The sequence below is a fragment of the Ruegeria sp. AB5 genome, assembly GCF_056542645.1.
Window position 1 is genome coordinate 420,655 of sequence record NZ_JBQGAE010000001.1, and the last position, 18,549, is coordinate 439,203.

The 18,549-nt window shown below is 59.1% G+C and carries 20 protein-coding genes; 14 read left to right on the top strand and 6 right to left on the bottom strand.

The features are described 5' to 3' along the window. Positions 1-118: 118 nt before the first annotated feature. The 4 genes from ACR0L4_RS02200 to ACR0L4_RS02215 all read left to right on the top strand — a co-directional run bounded on the left by ACR0L4_RS02200 (position 119) and on the right by ACR0L4_RS02215 (position 4,214). Positions 119-1,453, top strand: a complete 1,335-nt coding sequence (locus ACR0L4_RS02200) for an NAD(P)-dependent oxidoreductase (RefSeq protein WP_480510247.1) — start codon at positions 119-121, stop codon at positions 1,451-1,453. Between the two features lie 46 nt (positions 1,454-1,499). Further along, positions 1,500-2,336 carry a methyltransferase domain-containing protein gene (locus ACR0L4_RS02205; protein ID WP_480510249.1) on the top strand — a complete coding sequence of 279 codons (837 nt, stop codon included), beginning with the start codon at positions 1,500-1,502 and terminating at the stop codon, positions 2,334-2,336. Between the two features lie 20 nt (positions 2,337-2,356). Continuing rightward, positions 2,357-3,661: an NAD-dependent dihydropyrimidine dehydrogenase subunit PreA gene (gene preA / locus ACR0L4_RS02210; RefSeq protein WP_170748592.1), complete on the top strand. Its 1,305-nt coding sequence runs from the start codon at positions 2,357-2,359 to the stop codon at positions 3,659-3,661. Between the two features lie 73 nt (positions 3,662-3,734). Continuing rightward, positions 3,735-4,214: a hypothetical protein gene (locus tag ACR0L4_RS02215; RefSeq protein WP_480510251.1), complete on the top strand. Its 480-nt coding sequence runs from the start codon at positions 3,735-3,737 to the stop codon at positions 4,212-4,214. Between the two features lie 3 nt (positions 4,215-4,217). Here the strand turns inward: ACR0L4_RS02215 and ACR0L4_RS02220 are convergent, their stop codons facing one another. Then, positions 4,218-4,838: a TetR family transcriptional regulator C-terminal domain-containing protein gene (locus tag ACR0L4_RS02220; RefSeq protein ID WP_170748594.1), complete on the bottom strand. Its 621-nt coding sequence runs from the start codon at positions 4,836-4,838 to the stop codon at positions 4,218-4,220. A 171-nt stretch (positions 4,839-5,009) separates the two neighbouring features. Between ACR0L4_RS02220 and ACR0L4_RS02225 the strand changes: the two genes are divergently transcribed. The 10 genes from ACR0L4_RS02225 to ACR0L4_RS02270 all read left to right on the top strand — a co-directional run bounded on the left by ACR0L4_RS02225 (position 5,010) and on the right by ACR0L4_RS02270 (position 14,341). Further along, positions 5,010-6,260, top strand: a complete 1,251-nt coding sequence (locus ACR0L4_RS02225; RefSeq protein WP_480510253.1) for a Zn-dependent hydrolase — start codon at positions 5,010-5,012, stop codon at positions 6,258-6,260. 92 nt (positions 6,261-6,352) lie between these two features. Next, positions 6,353-7,807, top strand: coding sequence for a dihydropyrimidinase (gene hydA / locus ACR0L4_RS02230; protein ID WP_170748596.1), 1,455 nt, complete (start codon positions 6,353-6,355; stop codon positions 7,805-7,807). A 54-nt stretch (positions 7,808-7,861) separates the two neighbouring features. After that, positions 7,862-8,659, top strand: a complete 798-nt coding sequence (locus ACR0L4_RS02235; protein ID WP_480510256.1) for an ABC transporter ATP-binding protein — start codon at positions 7,862-7,864, stop codon at positions 8,657-8,659. Beyond that, entirely contained in the window at positions 8,652-9,092 is a 441-nt protein-coding gene (locus ACR0L4_RS02240; RefSeq protein WP_480510258.1) for a GNAT family N-acetyltransferase, read from the top strand. The genes ACR0L4_RS02235 and ACR0L4_RS02240 overlap by 8 nt, the downstream gene beginning before the upstream one ends. Next, positions 9,089-10,021: an ABC transporter permease subunit gene (locus ACR0L4_RS02245; protein ID WP_170748599.1), complete on the top strand. Its 933-nt coding sequence runs from the start codon at positions 9,089-9,091 to the stop codon at positions 10,019-10,021. Before ACR0L4_RS02240 ends, ACR0L4_RS02245 begins: the two co-directional genes overlap by 4 nt. Then, positions 10,018-10,863: an ABC transporter permease gene (locus ACR0L4_RS02250; RefSeq protein WP_480510260.1), complete on the top strand. Its 846-nt coding sequence runs from the start codon at positions 10,018-10,020 to the stop codon at positions 10,861-10,863. The genes ACR0L4_RS02245 and ACR0L4_RS02250 overlap by 4 nt, the downstream gene beginning before the upstream one ends. Before the next feature lie 55 nt (positions 10,864-10,918). Next, the gene (locus ACR0L4_RS02255) at positions 10,919-11,908 is read left to right on the top strand and encodes an ABC transporter substrate-binding protein (protein ID WP_170748601.1); all 990 of its coding nucleotides are present in this window, start codon (positions 10,919-10,921) and stop codon (positions 11,906-11,908) included. 157 nt (positions 11,909-12,065) lie between these two features. Next, positions 12,066-12,779, top strand: coding sequence for an ABC transporter permease (locus ACR0L4_RS02260; protein WP_480510262.1), 714 nt, complete (start codon positions 12,066-12,068; stop codon positions 12,777-12,779). Continuing rightward, positions 12,772-13,506, top strand: coding sequence for an ATP-binding cassette domain-containing protein (locus tag ACR0L4_RS02265; RefSeq protein ID WP_480510264.1), 735 nt, complete (start codon positions 12,772-12,774; stop codon positions 13,504-13,506). The genes ACR0L4_RS02260 and ACR0L4_RS02265 overlap by 8 nt, the downstream gene beginning before the upstream one ends. A gap of 19 nt (positions 13,507-13,525) precedes the next feature. Beyond that, a complete protein-coding gene (locus ACR0L4_RS02270) occupies positions 13,526-14,341 on the top strand; it encodes an ABC transporter substrate-binding protein (protein WP_480510266.1) in 816 nt (271 codons plus the stop codon). A 39-nt stretch (positions 14,342-14,380) separates the two neighbouring features. Here ACR0L4_RS02270 and ACR0L4_RS02275 read toward each other — a convergent pair whose 3' ends face one another. The 5 genes from ACR0L4_RS02275 to fdh3B all read right to left on the bottom strand — a co-directional run bounded on the left by ACR0L4_RS02275 (position 14,381) and on the right by fdh3B (position 18,534). Next, a complete protein-coding gene (locus ACR0L4_RS02275; protein WP_480510268.1) occupies positions 14,381-15,253 on the bottom strand; it encodes a substrate-binding domain-containing protein in 873 nt (290 codons plus the stop codon). Continuing rightward, positions 15,254-15,379 carry a hypothetical protein gene (locus tag ACR0L4_RS02280; RefSeq protein WP_480510270.1) on the bottom strand — a complete coding sequence of 42 codons (126 nt, stop codon included), beginning with the start codon at positions 15,377-15,379 and terminating at the stop codon, positions 15,254-15,256. Positions 15,380-15,392: 13 nt separating this feature from the next. Then, on the bottom strand, positions 15,393-16,655 hold the full coding sequence (locus tag ACR0L4_RS02285; protein WP_480510272.1) for a c-type cytochrome: 1,263 nt from the start codon (positions 16,653-16,655) through the stop codon (positions 15,393-15,395). Next, entirely contained in the window at positions 16,656-17,864 is a 1,209-nt protein-coding gene (locus ACR0L4_RS02290; RefSeq protein ID WP_480510274.1) for a formate dehydrogenase subunit gamma, read from the bottom strand. 73 nt (positions 17,865-17,937) lie between these two features. After that, positions 17,938-18,534, bottom strand: a complete 597-nt coding sequence (gene fdh3B, locus ACR0L4_RS02295; RefSeq protein ID WP_039530246.1) for a formate dehydrogenase FDH3 subunit beta — start codon at positions 18,532-18,534, stop codon at positions 17,938-17,940. Between the last annotated feature and the right edge of the window lie 15 nt (positions 18,535-18,549).

The window sequence follows — 18,549 nt, forward strand, 5'->3', positions numbered from 1 at the left end:
TCGGGCCAATCGCCCGGATTTTTCGGTTTTTGACCACTTGATAAAATTTACCAATTGATAAAATTTTTTTTTGTGGCAAGCTGAAGCTACAACAAACATATCTACAGGGAGTAGAGTGATGGCACAGGGCCAGATGGCACCCGGGATCGTCTCTGGGCGGCTTTCCAGCGATGAGCTGACCTCGAATTTCACCGATCTGCATCCACCATTGGCCCCGCATGAGGCGGCCGTGGCCGCAGATCGCTGTTATTTCTGCTATGACGCGCCATGTATAACGGCCTGTCCAACGGCTATCGATATTCCGTTGTTCATTCGTCAGATTCAGGCCGGTCAACCGCAATCGGCAGGACGGACTATTCTGGATCAGAATATTCTGGGTGGCATGTGCGCCCGCGTCTGTCCGACCGAGACACTGTGCGAAGAGGCTTGCGTGCGTGAAGCCGCCGAAGGAAAACCGGTTGAGATCGGGCGCCTGCAACGCTTTGCGACGGATGACCTGATGGCCTCGGGCATTCACCCGTTCGAACGTGCTGCAGCGACGGGCAAAACCGTGGCTGTGGTTGGGGCGGGGCCCGCAGGTCTGGCCTGTGCGCACCGGCTGGCAATGCTGGGCCATGACGTCGTGATTCACGAAAGCAAACCCAAGCCGGGCGGCCTGAATGAATATGGCATCGCCGCTTACAAGTCGACCAATGATTTCGCGCAGGCCGAGGTCGACTGGCTGCTCAAGATCGGTGGAATCACAATCGAGACCGGGTCGGCTCTGGGCGCGGGCATCTCACTGGAGGGATTGTCCGAGAACTACGATGCGGTGTTTCTGTCCATCGGTCTGGCCGGGGTGAATGCCTTGCGCGCAGGTGGTGTAGGCAAGGACGGCGTACGCGCCGCGGTGGATTTTATTTCAGACGTGCGGCAGGCCAGCGATCTGGCGGATTTGCCGGTCGGCCGGAATGTGGTCGTGATCGGCGGCGGAATGACAGCCGTGGACGCGGCAGTGAAATCCAAACTGCTGGGGGCCGAGCACGTCACCATTGCCTACCGCCGGGGGCGCGATGCAATGGGGGCCAGTCGATATGAGCAGGATCTGGCGGCCTCACATGGCGTTAGGATCATGACCAATGTACAGCCCGTCTCTGTGCATGGAAACGGCGCGGCCGCCGAGATCGAGCTGGAATATACCGCCAGCCAGGACGGCACGCTGACCGGAACCGGAGAGACGATCCGCCTGCCTGCGGATCAGGTTCTGAAGGCCATCGGTCAAACATTGGATGGTGCACCCGAAGGGCTGGCCTTGAACGGCAACAAGATTGCGGTCAGCGGCGCTGGGCGCACGTCCATGGCCGGTGTCTGGGCGGGCGGAGACTGCGCAGCGGGCGGAGAAGACCTGACCGTCACCGCAGTGGCCGAGGGTCGGGATGCGGCGATGGACATCCACGCAGTGCTCGTTTCGTGATAGGGTGGGGTGTTCACCCCATTCCTGTCACTGCGGAGGTCGTCTCATGTCACAGATCGAACAAGCTGTTGCCAACCATTATACAACGGGTGCCCTGACGGAGCGTGTGCGCGCAGCGCTTGCGGCAAGCGGCGTTGATCCCGATGCTGCCACGGTGGCTGATCTGAAGGCCGGGGACGAATTCCATACCGGCGGCGTATTGGCGACGGACAATCTGTTTGCCCAGCTTTCTCCGTCCCATGCCACCCGCGTTCTGGATGTGGGCTGCGGTATCGGCGGGACGTCGCGTTACATCGTTGACCGGTTTGACTCGACGGTGACGGGGGTCGACCTGACGCCGGAATTTGTGGAAACCGCCACAGCTCTGAGCGCGCTTGTGGGTCATTCGGACAAGTCCAGTTTCCATGTGGGCAGTGCCCTGGACATGCCGGTGCCGGATGCGGGGTTCGATCTTGCCGTGATGCTTCATGTGGGCATGAACATCGAAGACAAGGCGGCGCTGTTTGCGGAAGTGTCGCGCGCACTGGCCACGGGCGGCATCTTTGCCTTGTTCGACGTCATGGGAGGAGAGGTGGACGAACCCTTGGCCTTCCCATTGCCTTGGTCGACCGTCGCCGAGACATCCTTCGTACACGCGCCCGAAGTCTACAAGGATGCGGCCACGGCGGCGGGGCTTGACCTTGTGACCGAGACGGATCGTACCGATTTTGCCATCAAGTTCTTCGAAGAAGTCTTTGCAAAGATTGCAGAATCGGGTCCGGCGCCGTTGGGCATACACCTGATGATGGGCGAGACTGCGCCTGAGAAGTTTCAAAACTACGTCGAAAACCTGCATGCCGGGCGGATTCGCCCGACCGAGATGATTTTCAAGAAAACCGGCTGAGGAGCCGGAAAGGAGTACCCATGGCTGACCTGACAACAGACTTTCTGGGCATTTCCAGCCCCAATCCCTACTGGCTGGCGTCCGCCCCGCCCACGGACAAGGAATACAATGTTCGCCGCGCGTTTGAGGCCGGATGGGGCGGCGTGGTCTGGAAGACGCTGGGGTCCGAGGGACCTCCGGTCGTGAACGTCAACGGCCCGCGCTACGGTGCCATTTATGGTGCGGATCGTCGGTTGCTGGGTCTCAACAATATCGAACTGATCACCGACCGGCCCTTGGACGTGAACCTTGAGGAAATGGCGCGGGTAAAAGCCGACTATCCGGATCGCGCATTGATCGCCTCGATCATGGTGCCGTGCGAAGAAGCGGCATGGAAGGCCATTCTGCCGCGTGTGGCCGAGACCGGCGCGGACGGGATCGAACTGAACTTTGGCTGCCCACACGGGATGAGTGAGCGGGGTATGGGTTCGGCCGTCGGACAGGTGCCAGAGTATATCGAAATGGTCACGCGCTGGTGCAAGATGTACTATGACCGACCGGTGATCGTGAAGCTGACGCCGAATATCACGGATATCCGCAAACCGGCAGCTGCGGCCCGGAATGGGGGTGCGGATGCGGTGTCGCTGATCAACACGATCAACTCGATCACAAGCGTCAATCTGGACACGTTCAGCCCCGAACCATCGATTGACGGCAAAGGCAGCCACGGAGGCTATTGCGGCCCGGCGGTCAAGCCCATCGCCCTGTCCATGGTCTCCGAAATCGCCCGGGCCGAGGCGACGCATGGCCTGCCGATTTCCGGCATCGGCGGTGTGACCACATGGCGCGACGCCGCCGAGTTCATTTCCCTTGGCTGCGGCAACGTGCAGGTTTGTACTGCGGCCATGACCTACGGGTTCAAGATCATCGATGAATTGACGGCTGGCCTGTCCGAGTGGATGGACGAGAAGGGCTATTCCAACGTCTCGGAGGTGATCGGTCGCGCCGTGCCGAATGTGACAGACTGGCAGTACCTGAACCTGAACTACATCGCCAAGGCCAAGATCGACCAGGATCAGTGCATCAAATGTGGTCGCTGCTACGCTGCGTGCGAAGACACAAGCCATCAGGCCATTTCGATGTCGCCGGATCGCGTGTTCGAGGTGATCGACGAAGAATGCGTGGCCTGCAACCTCTGCGTGGATGTCTGCCCTGTCGAAGGCTGCATCTCGATGGAGCCGATGGCTGTGGGCGAGGTTGATCCACGCACCGGCAAGGTAGTCCAGGAAGAGTATGCCAACTGGACGTCTCACCCGAACAACCCGATGGCCAAGGCCGCAGAGTAAGAGAAACCGGTATCCCGAAAGAACCGGTTCGGTGATACACTGCCGCTGACAGACAGGATCACAGGAGAATGTCATGCCAGCGGTACCACCGGGCCGGACCAAGGGTGGCAACAAGGTCACCAAGCTTGACCGCGATACATCCAAGAAAAAAGTGGCCCTGTCCAAGGCCAAGCAACGCGATGCGCTTGCCGCCAAGAACTTTGTGCAGCACCAGAAGCAAATAAAGCGCGATCTGGACAATCTTCGAAAGCTGAAACGCTCGATTGACGAGATGATGACCAAGCTGAAGGACGACCGCCAGCTGGATCAGCGCTTCATGGGGCAGGTGATCAAGAAGGTCAAAGCGCTTCAGGATTTCGATGGGTTCGTAAAATCTTCGGCCAAGGACCACATGGCCGGTGTCCAGCAGCAGAAAATGTACACTGCCATCGTCAAAGATGCAGGCAAGGTGCCCAAGATCAACACGGTCAAGACCATGGGGGATTTCACGATCCTGCTTGCGATGGCCATAGTTATCCTGAAACGTATTCTGGCGTTGAAGCCGTCAAAATAGCGCTTACCCCTGCGGCGTCAGAAGCCGCGTGAACACCTGATCGAGATAGATTTTTGCCTCAGGATAAGGATCGGCCTCGGGCCCGCCCAGAACCGCTCGAATCTGGACGTCGAAATCAGCGTAGTGCTGCGTCAGGGACCAGATCGAAAAGATCAGGTGATAGGGGTTTACGTCAGCGATATGCCCCTTGGCGGCCCACTGACGGATCAACTGGGCGGTTTCATCCACCAGAGATTTCAGGTCAGTGGACAGGACATCGTATATTTGTGGCGCGCCGCGAATGATTTCATTGGCAAACAGACGGCTTTCCCGGGGATAGTCCCGGCTCATTTCCAGTTTGCGGTGGATATAGCCCAACAATTCCTGCAGGGGGTCGCCGTCGGGTTTGATGGCCCGCAATGGGTCCAGCCATGTGTCCAGAAGGCGTTCAAGAAGTGCCGCGTAAATCGCGTCCTTGCTGCGGTAATAGTACAGAAGGTTGGGCTTGCTGAGCCCGGCCTCTGCCGCGATCTGGTCAACGGTTGAACCGCGAAACCCGTGCGTTGAAAACACGTCAAGCGCGGCCTCCAGAATCGCGGCGCGGTTCTTTTTCTGAATTCTGGTCGGTGCGCGGTCTTTAGGCATCTTTCCAACCTGTCTGGTTTTGCGCCATCTTGCTGCGGACTATGCGGAAAAATCCGGCTTTGGCGTGCAATTTCTTGACTGATGTCGAACCCGTGATAGCGTGAGTTTGACCATATGGTCAAATCAAGACACCAAAAGCGAGCCAAATCGCAAGCAACAGGGAAAATGACTATGGCAGCTCCGGCGCAGAATCTCAGGATCGATGGCGACAGGTTGTGGGATAGCCTGATGGAGATGGCCAAGATCGGCCCGGGCGTTGCTGGTGGCAACAACCGACAGACGCTGACGGACGAAGACGCCGAAGGCCGCGCGTTGTTTCAAAGCTGGTGCGAGGATGCAGGCTGCACCATGGGGCTGGACCAGATGGGCAATATGTTTGCGCGGCGCGAAGGCACAGATCCCGAGGCCTTGCCCGTCTATGTTGGATCGCATCTGGATACACAACCAACGGGTGGCAAATATGACGGTGTTCTGGGTGTCCTCGGCGGGTTGGAAATCATCCGAACGCTGAACGATCTTGGCATCAAGACAAAACATCCGATCGTGGCGACCAACTGGACCAATGAAGAGGGCACAAGATACGCTCCGGCGATGCTGTCCTCGGGCGTGTTTGCGGGCATGCACACGCAGGACTGGGCCTACGACCGCGAAGATGCCGAGGGCAAGACATTCGGTGCAGAGCTTCAACGCATTGGCTGGCGCGGCGACGAAGAGGTTGGCGCGCGCAAAATGCACGCCTTCTTTGAGTTGCACATCGAACAGGGACCGATTCTGGAGGCCGAAGGCAAGGACATAGGGGTTGTTACCCACGGTCAGGGCCTAAGCTGGACACAAGTGACGGTGACGGGCAAGGACGCCCATACCGGCTCGACCCCGATGCCGATGCGCAAGAATGCCGGTCTGGCGATGGCGCGTATCCTTGAGAAAGTCGACGAGATCGCATGGTCGCATGCGCCGCATGCAGTTGGGGCGGCAGGGCACATTGATGTCTTCCCGAATTCGCGCAACGTGATTCCGGGCAAAGTGGTGTTCACGGTCGATTTCCGCTCGCCCGAACTGGACGTGATTACCGATATGGAAAACCGTCTACGCGTCGCTGCCGAGGACATCGTCGATGAGATGGGCCTGCAGATCGAGTTTGAGAAAGTCGGTGGGTTCGATCCGGTGAAATTCGATGAGAGATGCGTGGCGGCCATTCGGGATGCGGCGGACAGGCTGGGCTATTCGCACACGGATATCATCTCGGGCGCGGGCCATGATGCCTGTTGGATCAATCGGGTGGCACCGACCGCCATGGTCATGTGCCCGTGTGTCGATGGGCTCAGCCACAATGAGGCCGAAGAGATCAGCAAGGACTGGGCGGCTGCCGGGGCGGATGTTCTGTTGCATGCGGTGGTCGAAACGGCGGAAATCGTGGAGTAGGGGGCTCTGCCCCCGTCGCCCAAGGGGCGACTCCCCCGGGATATTTCCAGCCAGGTGAAGCAAGCGGCGCAGACCGCATCAGGGAGATTAAGATGAGCACTGTGATCAAGAACGGAACCGTTGTGACCGCTGATCTGACCTACAAGGCGGATGTGAAGGTTGAAGGTGGCGTGATTACCGAAATTGGGCCGGACCTGCGTGGTGACAAGGAATTGGATGCGGCGGGCTGTTATGTCATGCCCGGCGGGATCGATCCGCATACGCATCTGGAGATGCCGTTTATGGGGACTTACTCCAGTGATGATTTTGAAAGCGGGACGCGGGCGGCGCTGGCTGGCGGGACCACGATGGTGGTGGATTTTGCGCTGCCCAATCCCGGTGAAAGCCTGTTGGACGCGCTGAAACGCTGGGACAACAAGTCGACACGGGCGAACTGTGATTATTCGTTCCACATGGCCGTGACATGGTGGGGCGAGCAGGTGTTTGACGACATCAAGACCGTGATCGAGACGCGCGGCATCAATACGTTCAAGCACTTCATGGCCTACAAGGGCGCGTTGATGGTGAATGACGACGAGTTGTTTGCCTCGTTCAAGCGTCTGGCGGAGCTGGGCGGCACGGCTATGGTCCATGCCGAGAACGGCGATGTGGTGGCCGAACTAAGTGCAAAGCTGTTGGCCGAGGGCAACACAGGCCCCGAGGCACACGCCTATTCCCGCCCACCGCAGGTCGAGGGCGAGGCCACGAACCGGGCGATCATGATTGCCGACATGGCGGGTGTACCGCTGTATGTGGTGCATACGTCTTGCGAAGAGGCGCACGAGGCCATCAGGCGGGCCAAGATGCAGGGCAAGCGGGTCTGGGGCGAGCCCTTGATCCAACATCTTACGCTGGATGAAAGCGAGTATTTCCACCACGATTGGGAACATGCGGCGCGCCGGGTCATGAGCCCTCCGTTCCGGAACAAGCAACATCAGGACAGCCTTTGGAATGGTCTGCAATCGGGCACGCTGAGTGTGGTGGCCACGGATCATTGCGCCTTTACGACCGAGCAGAAACGTTATGGTGTGGGAGATTTCACCAAGATCCCCAATGGGACCGGAGGGTTGGAGGATCGGATGCCGATGCTGTGGACCTATGGGGTGAACACGGGTCGTTTGACGCCGAACGAGTTTGTTGCAGTTACTTCAACAAATATCGCCAAGATATTGAATTGCTATCCGAAAAAAGGGGCAGTTCTGGTGGGCGCTGATGCGGATTTGGTGGTTTGGGACCCGGACAAGGCCAAGGTGATCTCGGCCGAGACCCAACAGTCGTCAATCGACTACAACGTGTTCGAGGGTAAAGAAGTGCGCGGGTTGCCGCGGTTCACGCTGACCCGTGGCGCAGTGGCGGTGCATGATGGCGAGATCAGAACGCAGGAGGGCCATGGGAAATTCGTGGCGCGTGAGGCCAATACCCATGTGCACAAAGCGCTGAGCACCTGGAAAGAGCTGACCGCACCGCGACCGGTTGAGCGGACGGGTATCCCGGCGACGGGTGTGTGATGTGTGCGAGCCGTGTATCACGCGGCTCAAACCCAATCTTTTCAAGGCAATGGAATGAATACTGAAAGTAAGACCCAGCCCGTGATCGAGGCAAGGCAACTCGACCTGACCTTTCAAACCAATGACGGGCCTGTTCACGCGCTCAAGGATGTGGACCTGACCATCGACAAGGGCGATTTTGTCAGTTTCATTGGCCCGTCGGGCTGCGGCAAGACCACCTTTTTGCGCTGCATCGCCGCCTTGGAAACCCCGACCGGTGGTACGTTGACCGTCAATGGCATGACCCCGGACGAGGCGCGGCGCAAGCGCGCCTATGGGTATGTGTTTCAGGCGGCGGGGTTGTATCCGTGGCGCACCATTGCCAAGAATATCAAACTGCCGCTTGAGATCATGGGCTACACGGCTGCCGACCAGGAAGAACATGTTAAGAACGTTCTGAAACTTGTTGATCTTGAAGGATTTGGTGGGAAATTCCCGTGGCAATTGTCTGGAGGAATGCAACAGCGCGCCAGCATTGCGCGCGCCTTGGCCTTTGATGCCGACATCTTGTTGATGGACGAACCCTTTGGCGCTTTGGATGAGATCGTGCGCGATCATCTGAACGAGCAACTGCTGGCCCTTTGGGCCCGGACCGAGAAGACGATCGGCTTTGTGACGCACTCGATTCCCGAAGCCGTGTATCTGAGCACCAAGATCGTGGTCATGAGCCCCCGGCCAGGACGGATCACGGATGTGATCGATAGCCCATTGCCGAAGGAACGGCCTTTGGACATTCGCGATACGCCGGAATTCATCGAGGTTGCGCATCGGGTACGCGATGGGCTGCGGGCAGGGCATTCCTACGATGACTGATACACACCCAGAGCAGATCAGACGCGCGACACCCAACGATGTGGAAGCCTGTGCCTGGGTGGTTCATGACTGGGTCAGCCGAACCGAGTGGATGCCCGATGAACTGCCTGTCGAGCAGTTGGCCGGGATGATCCAGAAGGCGTTTGATGCGCGTGAAATCTGGGTCGCTGGCGATCCTGTGGATTGCTATATGTCGGTTGATCCAAAGGAACAGAAGATCGGCGCGCTTTATTGCCGACGGACCGGGCAGGGCATTGGCAAGTGCTTTTTGGACAAGGCCAAACAAGGCCGGGATTTTCTGTGGCTCACCACCCATACCCCCAACGTCGCGGCGCAGAGGTTTTACCGGCGCGAAGGGTTCGAAGTGACTGCCGAAGAGCCACCTGTTCCACCGGATACGGTTCCGGTTTATCGGATGGAGTGGCGCGCATGAAGCAGGTTCTGTCAGTCCTGACCGTTTTGTTTGCCATCGCCGTCTTGTGGTATCTGGCTGTCGCACCAATGAATACACGCGTCTCGCTGGATCAGGCAGAACGTGCCGGAGAATCCGTGAAGCCCGAGGCATCGCGGGATCGCCAGCAGGTCTCGGTCTGGGTGCTGATGGTGCAGAACCCGTCGCATATCACGCGCGGCTATGATCTGGATCGCCCGCGCCTGCCGACTCCGGTTCAGGTGGGGCAGGAGCTGTGGAAAACCACCGGTGAGATGGTGATGAAAGGTCGGGCGATGTCCAAGAGATCGCTGATCTACCATGGCTGGATCACCCTTCAATCCACGCTTTGGGGTTTTGTGCTGGGCACGGCGTTTGGTATCCTTGGGGCTGTTGCGATCGTCTATTCCCGGGTCGTGGACATGAGCCTGATGCCCTGGGCCATCATCAGCCAGACGGTGCCGATTGTGGCGCTGGCGCCGATGATAATCGTGCTGAGTTCCCAATTGGGGATCGAAGGGCGCGGGGTGCCCAAGGCGATCATCTCGGCGTATCTGTGTTACTTCCCAGTGCTTGTTGGTATGGTCAAAGGTCTGCGGTCCCCGGCTGTGTCGCAGCTTGATTTGCTCAAGACCTACAACGCCACAGGGCTGCAGGCGTTTCTGAAGCTGCGCCTGCCGTCCTCGGTGCCGTATCTGTTTACCTCGCTGAAGGTGGGGATTGCGGCCGCCCTCGTCGGAACGATTGTGGGCGAGCTGCCTACGGGCGCAATCTCGGGGCTCGGCGCACGTATCCTGATCGGGGATCAGTTCGGTACGCCGCTGGCCATTTGGGCGGCGCTGTTCGCGGCGGCTATTCTGGCGGGCGTTCTGGTGACTTTGCTGGATGTTCTGCAGCGGGTGACCCTTAAACGTATGGGGATGGGCGCATGAGCTGGTTGATCTTTGCCCTGATCTTCTGGGCCGGGGCCTGGTGGCTGAACGCCTGGCTGGCGCGGTCGATCTACCGAGATTCAAAGGGCGTACGTGTCTTTGTGCCCGTGCTCTTTGGTGTCACGCTACTGATCTTGTGGGAGGGGTTGGTGCAAGGGTTGAACGTTTCGCCCGTCATCTTGCCGCCGCCTTCGATGGTGGCGCAAACCTTTGCAAACTCGACTGATATTCTGTGGCAAGACTTCAAACAGACTGTTTTCAAAGGCGCTTTTACAGGGTTTGCAATCGGAGCCGCTGCTGCGTTTCTGACGGCTGTATTGATCGACCGATCTGTCTTTCTGACCCGAGGGTTGCTGCCCATCGGCAACTTTGTGGCTGCGCTTCCTATCGTTGGGATCGCCCCGATCCTGGTCAGCTGGTTCGGGTTCGACTGGCAATCCAAGGCGGCTGTGGTTGTGGTCATGGTGTTCTTTCCGATCCTTGTGAACACCGTCCAAGGGTTGCGCGAGGCGGACGCGATGCAGCGCGACCTGATGCGCACCTATGCAGCAAGCTATATGCAAACGCTGATCAAACTGCGCCTGCCTGCCGCGATGCCTTTCATTTTCAACGGGCTCAAGATTGCGACAACGCTGGCATTGATCGGTGCTATTGTCGCTGAATATTTCGGCTCTCCGACCCGGGGCATGGGTTTTCGAATCTCGACCGGGGTGGGAAGCTTGTCGATCGACCTTGTCTGGGCTGAAATTGCGGTGGCGGCCATGGCCGGGACGGTGTTCTATGCTCTGGTGGCGGGCCTCGAAAAAGTGGTGACCTTCTGGCACCCCTCACAACGCGGATAACCAAATTCAACAGACCTCGCAAACGGGGCAAAACTTGCAACTAGGAGACTTGAAGATGAAGAAGCTACTCAGCGGGGCGGTTGCCGCCTTTAGCCTGACAGCCGGCGCTGCGCTGGCCGCCGACGAAGTGAACCTGCAACTCAAGTGGGTCACGCAGGCACAATTCGCTGGCTATTACGTGGCGAAGGACAAGGGATTCTACGAGGAAGAAGATCTGGACGTGACGATCCTGCCGGGTGGTCCGGACATTGCACCAACACAGGTGATCGCCGGTGGTGGGGCTGATGTGACCGTTGAATGGATGCCGGCCGCACTGGCCGCGCGCGAAAAGGGCCTGCCGCTGGTCAATATTGCGCAGCCGTTCAAAAGCTCGGGCATGATGCTGACCTGCTGGAAGGATGCAGGGATTGCCTCGCCCGAGGATCTCAAGAACCGCACTCTGGGTGTCTGGTTCTTTGGCAATGAATTCCCGTTCATGAGCTGGATGAGCCAGTTGGGCATCGATACCGGTGGAAAAAGCGAGAGTGGCGTCGAGGTTCTGAAACAGGGTTTCAACGTTGATCCTCTGTTGCAGCGTCAGGCCGATTGCATCAGCACCATGACCTATAACGAATACTGGCAGGTCATTGATGCGGGTGTGAACCCGGACGAACTGGTGACCTTCAAGTATGAGGATCAGGGCGTCGCAACACTGGAGGACGGTCTGTACGTGCTGGAAGAAAACCTGAGCGATGCGGCGTTTGTCGACAAGATGCAGCGCTTTGTGCGCGCGTCGATGAAAGGTTGGAAATACGCCGAAGAGAACCCCGAAGAGGCGGCCTTGATCGTTCTGGACAACGACGCGACCGGTGCGCAGACCGAAGAACATCAAAAGCGCATGATGGGGGAAATCGCCAAACTGACGGCCGGTTCGAATGGCGCGCTGGACCCTGCCGATTTCGAGCGAACGGTGAATACCCTGCTGGCGGGCGGCTCGGATCCGGTCATCACCAAACAGCCTGACGGGGCTTGGACGCATCAGATCACGGATGCGGCTTTGAACTAGCCCGGCAAACATTTTGTCAGACATGACGCGGTCCCATTCGGGGCCGCGTTTTTTGTTGCGATTGTCGGAATTGTGTATGTACAGCGAGTGAAAAAGAAGTAGTATTCTGTTGTGATTTACCGCAGTTAATCCAAAATTTGTCGCGAATAGGAACAAAATGCAAGGATTTGCAGTAGAATTCAGTAGCGCCATATCTCTGATCCTCAACGGGGATGCAGAGCTGTGGGCTATTGTGTTCCTGTCTTTGCAAGTTTCCGTCTTTGCGGTGCTGATTTCTGCGTTGATCGGTATGCCGGTCGGCGCAGCTCTGGCCGTGGCGCGTTTCCCCGGGCGGCGGGCTGTGATCGTTCTGATGAACGCGCTGATGGGGTTCCCGCCGGTGGTGGTCGGGCTGCTTGTGTACCTGATGCTGTCGCGGTCCGGGCCTCTGGGTGTATTGGAACTGCTCTATACACCGACCGCGATGATCATCGCTCAGGTGGTTCTGGTGACGCCCATTGTCGCCGCGCTGACCCGGCAGGTGGTCGAACTGTTGGCCGAGGAATACTCGGAACAACTGCGCTCGCTGGGGGTATCGCGTCTGGCTTCGGTTCCGGTGCTGCTGTGGGATGCGCGACTTGCCTTGATCACCGCGCTGCTTGCCGGATTCGGTCGTGCCATTGCCGAGGTGGGTGCCGTGATCATCGTGGGCGGTAATATCAACCATGTCACGCGGGTGATGACCACGACGATCGCTTTGGAAACCTCAAAGGGCAATTTGGCGCTGGCACTGGCGCTGGGGGCGATCCTGATCGGGATCGCGGTGGCGGTAAATGCCATGGTCAGCGCCGCCAGCCTGCGGGCCGAACAGGAAGGGCTGCGCCATGCGTGATCTGACCTGGGACATGGAAAACTGCCTTCAGGTGCGGGACCTGCAAATCCGTCGCAATGGCCGGACACTGCTGGATGTCACGGACCTGAAATTGGACGGGCCGGGGCCAACCTTGCTTTTGGGGCCAAACGGATCGGGAAAAAGTCTGCTGCTGCGCTGTTTGCACGGGCTGATTGCGCCCGATCAGGGGCGGGTGATGCAGGATGGTGCCCCGTTGACCGCGGATCATATGGCGCGACAGGCCATGGTGTTCCAGCAACCGGTTCTTCTGCGGCGTTCGGTTGCGGCCAATCTAGACTTTGTCCTGAGACGTCAGAGGCTTGCGCGGGCTGCGCGCAAAACCAAGATTGCTGAATTGCTGGCCGAAGGCGGGCTAGAAGGCAAAGCCCGTCAATCCGCGCGCTCGCTGTCAGGGGGCGAGGCTCAGCGGCTTGCGATCCTGCGCGCGCTGGCGGCGACGCCCGAGACCTTGTTTCTGGACGAGCCCACAAGCGCCCTGGACCCCAGCGCCACCCAGATGATCGAACGGATGATCCTGCGCGCCTCGTCTCGGGGTGTGCGGATCGTGATGGTCACCCATGACATCGGGCAGGCGCGGCGGTTGGCAGCCGATATTGTCATGATGCAGGGCGGACATGTGGTCGAACATGGGGCGGCACAACAGGTCCTGGATGCCCCGAAAAGCGAAGCATCGCGCTGCTATCTGGCAGGCGGTCTAGTCACTTAACAACACATTGGAGATCGGAATGGTTTGGGCAGGTTTGCGCGCAGCAGTGGTGGGATTTGGCCTGATGGCCGGGGCCGTCTGGGCAGAGGAGCCATTCATTGTGGTTCAGTCGACAACCTCAACGCAGAATTCGGGTCTGTTGGACTATATCTTGCCGGGGTTTGAGGCCGAGTCGGGCATTGATGTGCGCGTTGTTGCCGTCGGCACGGGTCAGGCCATTCGCAACGCCATCAACGGAGATGGCGACGTTCTTCTGGTCCACGCCAAAGCGGCTGAAGAGAAGTTTGTGGCCGATGGCTGGGGCGTTGAACGGTTTGATCTGATGTACAACGACTTTGTTCTGGTCGGGCCAAAATCCGACCCTGCCGGTGTCATGGGCGGGACGGATATCTTGTCTGCGTTGAATGACATCGCGGCGGCAGAGGCTATATTTGTTTCGCGGGGTGACGATAGCGGCACCCACAAGGCCGAGATGCGGCATTGGGCAGAAACCGGTCTCGATCCGACCGTAGGTTCGGGCGACTGGTATCGCGAAACCGGGTCGGGCATGGGGGCGACATTGAATGTTGCCAGTGGCATGGGTGCTTATGCTTTGACAGATCGGGCGACATGGCTGTCCTTTGGCAACAGAGGCGAATTGGACATTCTGGTCGAAGGCGACCCGCGATTGTTCAACCAGTATGGTGTGATCCTCGTGAACCCGGACAAGCACCCCAAAGTGCGGGCCAATGCCGGGCAGAGGTTCATAGACTGGCTGACGGGGCCGGACGGGCAGGCAGCGATTGAAACGTTCCGGTTGGATGGCCAGCAGGTGTTTTTTCCCAACGCGCAGTAGATTGGACTTGGGCGGGTGTCTGATCGAAAAGATGAGACGCTAACCGCTGGCCCCGTTGTGGTGAACGCGTCCCAAACCTGTCAGATCATAGCCGCCGAACTCGGCGGCTCGGGCATGGAATGGGTCTGAGCGGAGAAAGCGCAGCAGCTTTTGCATCGGCGCGTCGAAATAGGCGCGCCGCCAGATCGCAAGGTCCAGCCTTTCGGAATGTGTCGGCGCAAACCCGAGGTTGTAAAGCCCCGCCAGCGCACCAAGACCAAATCCCGCATCTGCTTTGGTATCATGCAGGGCGATGGCCAGTTCCTCTTCTGTGCGGGCACAGGTTGGAAGGGCATCCAGATCGTCTCGGTTTAACCCATGGGCGTCAAGCTCGGCGTCAAACAGGCGTTGGCTGGCTGCACTGGTCTGGCGCAGGATCACGCGGCGGCCTCTGAGGTCCCGGAAGCCAGTGATATCTGAGACCCCGGGCGCAAGCAGAAGCCCGCGCTGTCGTTGCGCGATCTCTATCAGAACAACGGGGGCTTCGCCCAAAGCGTCGCGCAGGGCATGCGTGTTGAACCCGTCCACTTCATGAATATGCAGCGCTGCGGCCTGCGCGCTGCGCTCGTTAAGGCGGTTCAACCCGTCGAAAGAGCCGTCATAGTAGGTTGCCAGCCCAGACCCGCTTTCCCGCAGAGCCCAGTCCAGCAGCGGGTCATGGCTGCCTGCCACAATGGGCGGCAAAGGGGGCTCGGCGACGTGCGGACCCGACCGTGAGGCGTTGAGCCAGGCGATCACCTCGGCGCGTGGGAACAGCAATTTGCCCATGGCGCGGACGCAAGGAACCTCGCCCGACGAGGCCAGATCGTAAGCCTTGCGTTCACCAATCCGCAGCAGGTCGGCCAGCTCTTTGGTCGTCAGGTATTCGGACATTCAATCGAGACGCACGGCAGAGCCGGAGGTGGCCTCTTCGGCGCTGAACCCGAACTGGTCCAGCGTAAAAGGCGCGGCAACAGTGATGACGACCATCGCGGCCGCGGCGGCAAGAAAGGCTTTCATGGTCTCCTCCGGTTCAGTTCTGGTCGACCGTTGCGCGGCGCAGAAAAGTGATCAGGTCGTTTCGGTCCTGGGCTTGCGTGATCCGCTGCATCGGCATCTTTGATCCTGGAATGTAATGATCCGGCCCTTCGTCGAAAAGGGCATTTATCGTCTCGTCATTCCAAATGATATCAGAGTCTTGCAGAGTGTCCGAAAAAAGGTAGCCGGGCAGAGTCCCGGCCTTTCGTCCGAATATGCCATGAAGTGCCGGACCCGCGCGGCGTTGACCGTCGGGCGACAGGCTGTGGCAGATCGAGCATTTGCGGGCGAACTGGCGTTCACCGTTGCTCATCTGGTCGGGATCTTTCAGAAAGCTCGGCTCGGCGGCGGCCATCTGTTCCCGATCACCAAGGGCAGTCACGGGCCAGCTGTACATGGCTTCATCAATGCCGCCTGCGTGAATGTTTTGCCCATCCGCAGAGAAGGTCAATGCCCAGACCGGGCCCCGCAGTGTTGCGCGAAAATCCTGTGCGATGCGCCAGTCGACCGTGTCGATCACCATGATGTAGCCTTCGCCGTCGCCCACTGCCAGCAGGCTGCGATCCGGGCTGAGCGCCAGCGCAAGAATCGGGCGACGGTCGAGCGTGAAGTCCCGTTCTTCGCCAGTGGTCAGGTCGCGGACGCGGGTGACGCCATCCACCGCACCATAGGCCACCCATCCATCCGGTTCGTTCAACACCAATTCGTTGATGCCAAAACCATGTTCAACAACGCGCAGGGTTTCCTGACCACTGGCCACATCCCACTTGCGCAGGCTGCCGTCGACCCCGGCAGAATAAAGCTGCGTTCCGTCCTGCGAAAACGCCACGGCATTTACACCACTGCCCGAAGGTCCCAGCATCTGCGGGTCAGAGCCATCGACCGGCCAAAGACCAATCGTGCCATCCCAACTGGCTGTCGCGACGTGCGTCTTCGAGGCCGCAAGGCTGACGATCTTGCCCTTGTGCCGGCCAACGATCTCTCCACCCGGCCAGCGGCGCAGGGTGAAATCATCTCCGGCGGAATAGATTGCTGTCCCGTTGAACACCACGGAATTGACGGCGGCCTCATGCCCTTCCAGCCATTCGGGCATCTGATCAGACCACAGCCCGACCGAGTTGTCGAAACTGGCGGTTGCGATCCGGCCATCGGGTGCTGTGGCGATCCCCATGATGGGCCCACCATGCCCCTTGAGCGTAAAGAACTCGGGCCAGGCGGGCAGGGGGATCAGAGCAAGCGCCAGTGCCAGCCAGCGCATCTATTCTGCAGGTGAGGCCGCTGCTTTTTCGGCCTCTTTTTCCTGCACCTCTTTCAGCCATAGCGAGTGGTGTTCACGCGCCCATTGCTCTTCGACCTCGCCGGTGCCCATAGCATCGAAGGCCCCCTCCATCCCGACGGACCCAAGGTAGATATGCGCGATGATGATGGCGATGAAGACATAGGCGACCATCACGTGCCAAACCTGCGCGTATTGCATTTCTTCCTGCGGTGACATCTGGACGGGCAGGTTCAGGCCCAGCATCTGTGGGATGCCCGTGGAATTGGCGACCGAAAAGGTCTTGGCAAACATCGGCAGTTCGAACGGGAACAGCAGCGAAAGTCCGGACAGGCTGATCGAGATGCCCAGCAGGATGCACGCCCAAAAGATCACCTTTTGGCCTGCGTTGAACTTCTTGGCGGGTGGGTGGCTTCCTTTGGTAAACAACCCTCCGCCAGCGGCGAGCCATTTCAGGTCGGTCCGGTTTGGAATGTTATGGGCGATCCAGTTCACGGTGACGATAACAAGCCCCAACATGAAGGCCCAGGCGAGGTTGTTGTGCAGCCACTTACAGCCTTGCGCGATCATGGCGAACCCTTCCTTGCCGAAGATCGGGATCAGGAAGTCGCGGCCATACAACGTCAGAAGGCCAGTGATCCCGAGGATCAGAAAAGATCCCGCAAACAGCCAGTGACCGAAGCGTTCGAAACTGTTGAAACGCAGGACAGTGCGTCCCGTTCTTTCTCCGTCAATGCGGATCTTACCGCGGAGAAGGAAGAACAGGGCAATGATCCCCAGCATTCCGGCAATAATGTAGGTCCCGTATTCACGAAGTGGCCCGGTGCGGAATTCCCACCACCACATGCCTCCATCCTGAATCAAAACGCTGTCCGCAGGGCCGCGTGAGGAAACCGTGACATCCGCCGATCCAAAGCGCAGCGCGCGGTACACGTCGCTGTCCGAAGATGCACCGCTGGGTCCAAACTGGCCCAGCAGCCCCTCGACATTGCCCTGTCCGGTGTTTTCCGAGCGATACCTGTTATCCACTTTCTCGCCGCGCTGCCGGGCGAGGATGTCCTCAAGCGTGGTCGCGCCACCGGTCGAGGTGCGCTCATTTGTGGCGACAGGCGCCTCGGCCTCGCTGGTTTGCGCAACAGTGGCCTGAGCCAGCCCAATAGAGAACATCAATGCGATGAGTAAGCGGAACATCTGAACCTCGGTCAAAATCCCCGATCAGGCGACCCACGGATGCGGGTCGCCTGTTTGGTTTGCGAAAACGGTCTTAGCCGTCTTTCTGGTCGTAGGCTGTGCCCCAACCCCACGCGCCCGAACCGAACCCGCGGGCGACAACGCGCTCGCGGTAGATGGCCGAGACCACGTCGCCGTCACCGGCGAGCAGGGCTTTGGTGGAACACATCTCGGCGCAGATGGGCAGTTTACCCTCGGCGATCCGGTTGCGACCGTATTTGGCGAACTCTGCGGTCGAGTGCGTTTCCTCGGGACCACCAGCGCAGAAGGTACATTTGTCCATCTTGCCACGCGATCCGAAGTTGCCCGCCTGCGGGTATTGCGGCGCGCCAAAGGGGCACGCGTAGAAGCAATAGCCGCAGCCAATGCACAGGTCCTTGGAGTGCAGGACGACCCCTTCTTCGTTCTGATAGAAGCAGTCGACCGGGCACACCGCCATGCAAGGCGCGTCCGAACAATGCATACAGGCCACCGAGATCGAGCGTTCGCCCGGGTCACCGTCATTGATCGTCACCACCCTGCGGCGGTTCACGCCCCACGGCACCTCGTGTTCGTTCTTACACGCGGTGACGCAGGCATTGCACTCGATGCAGCGTTCGGCGTCGCAGAGAAACTTTGCTCTTGCTGCCATTATCTCTTCTCCTCC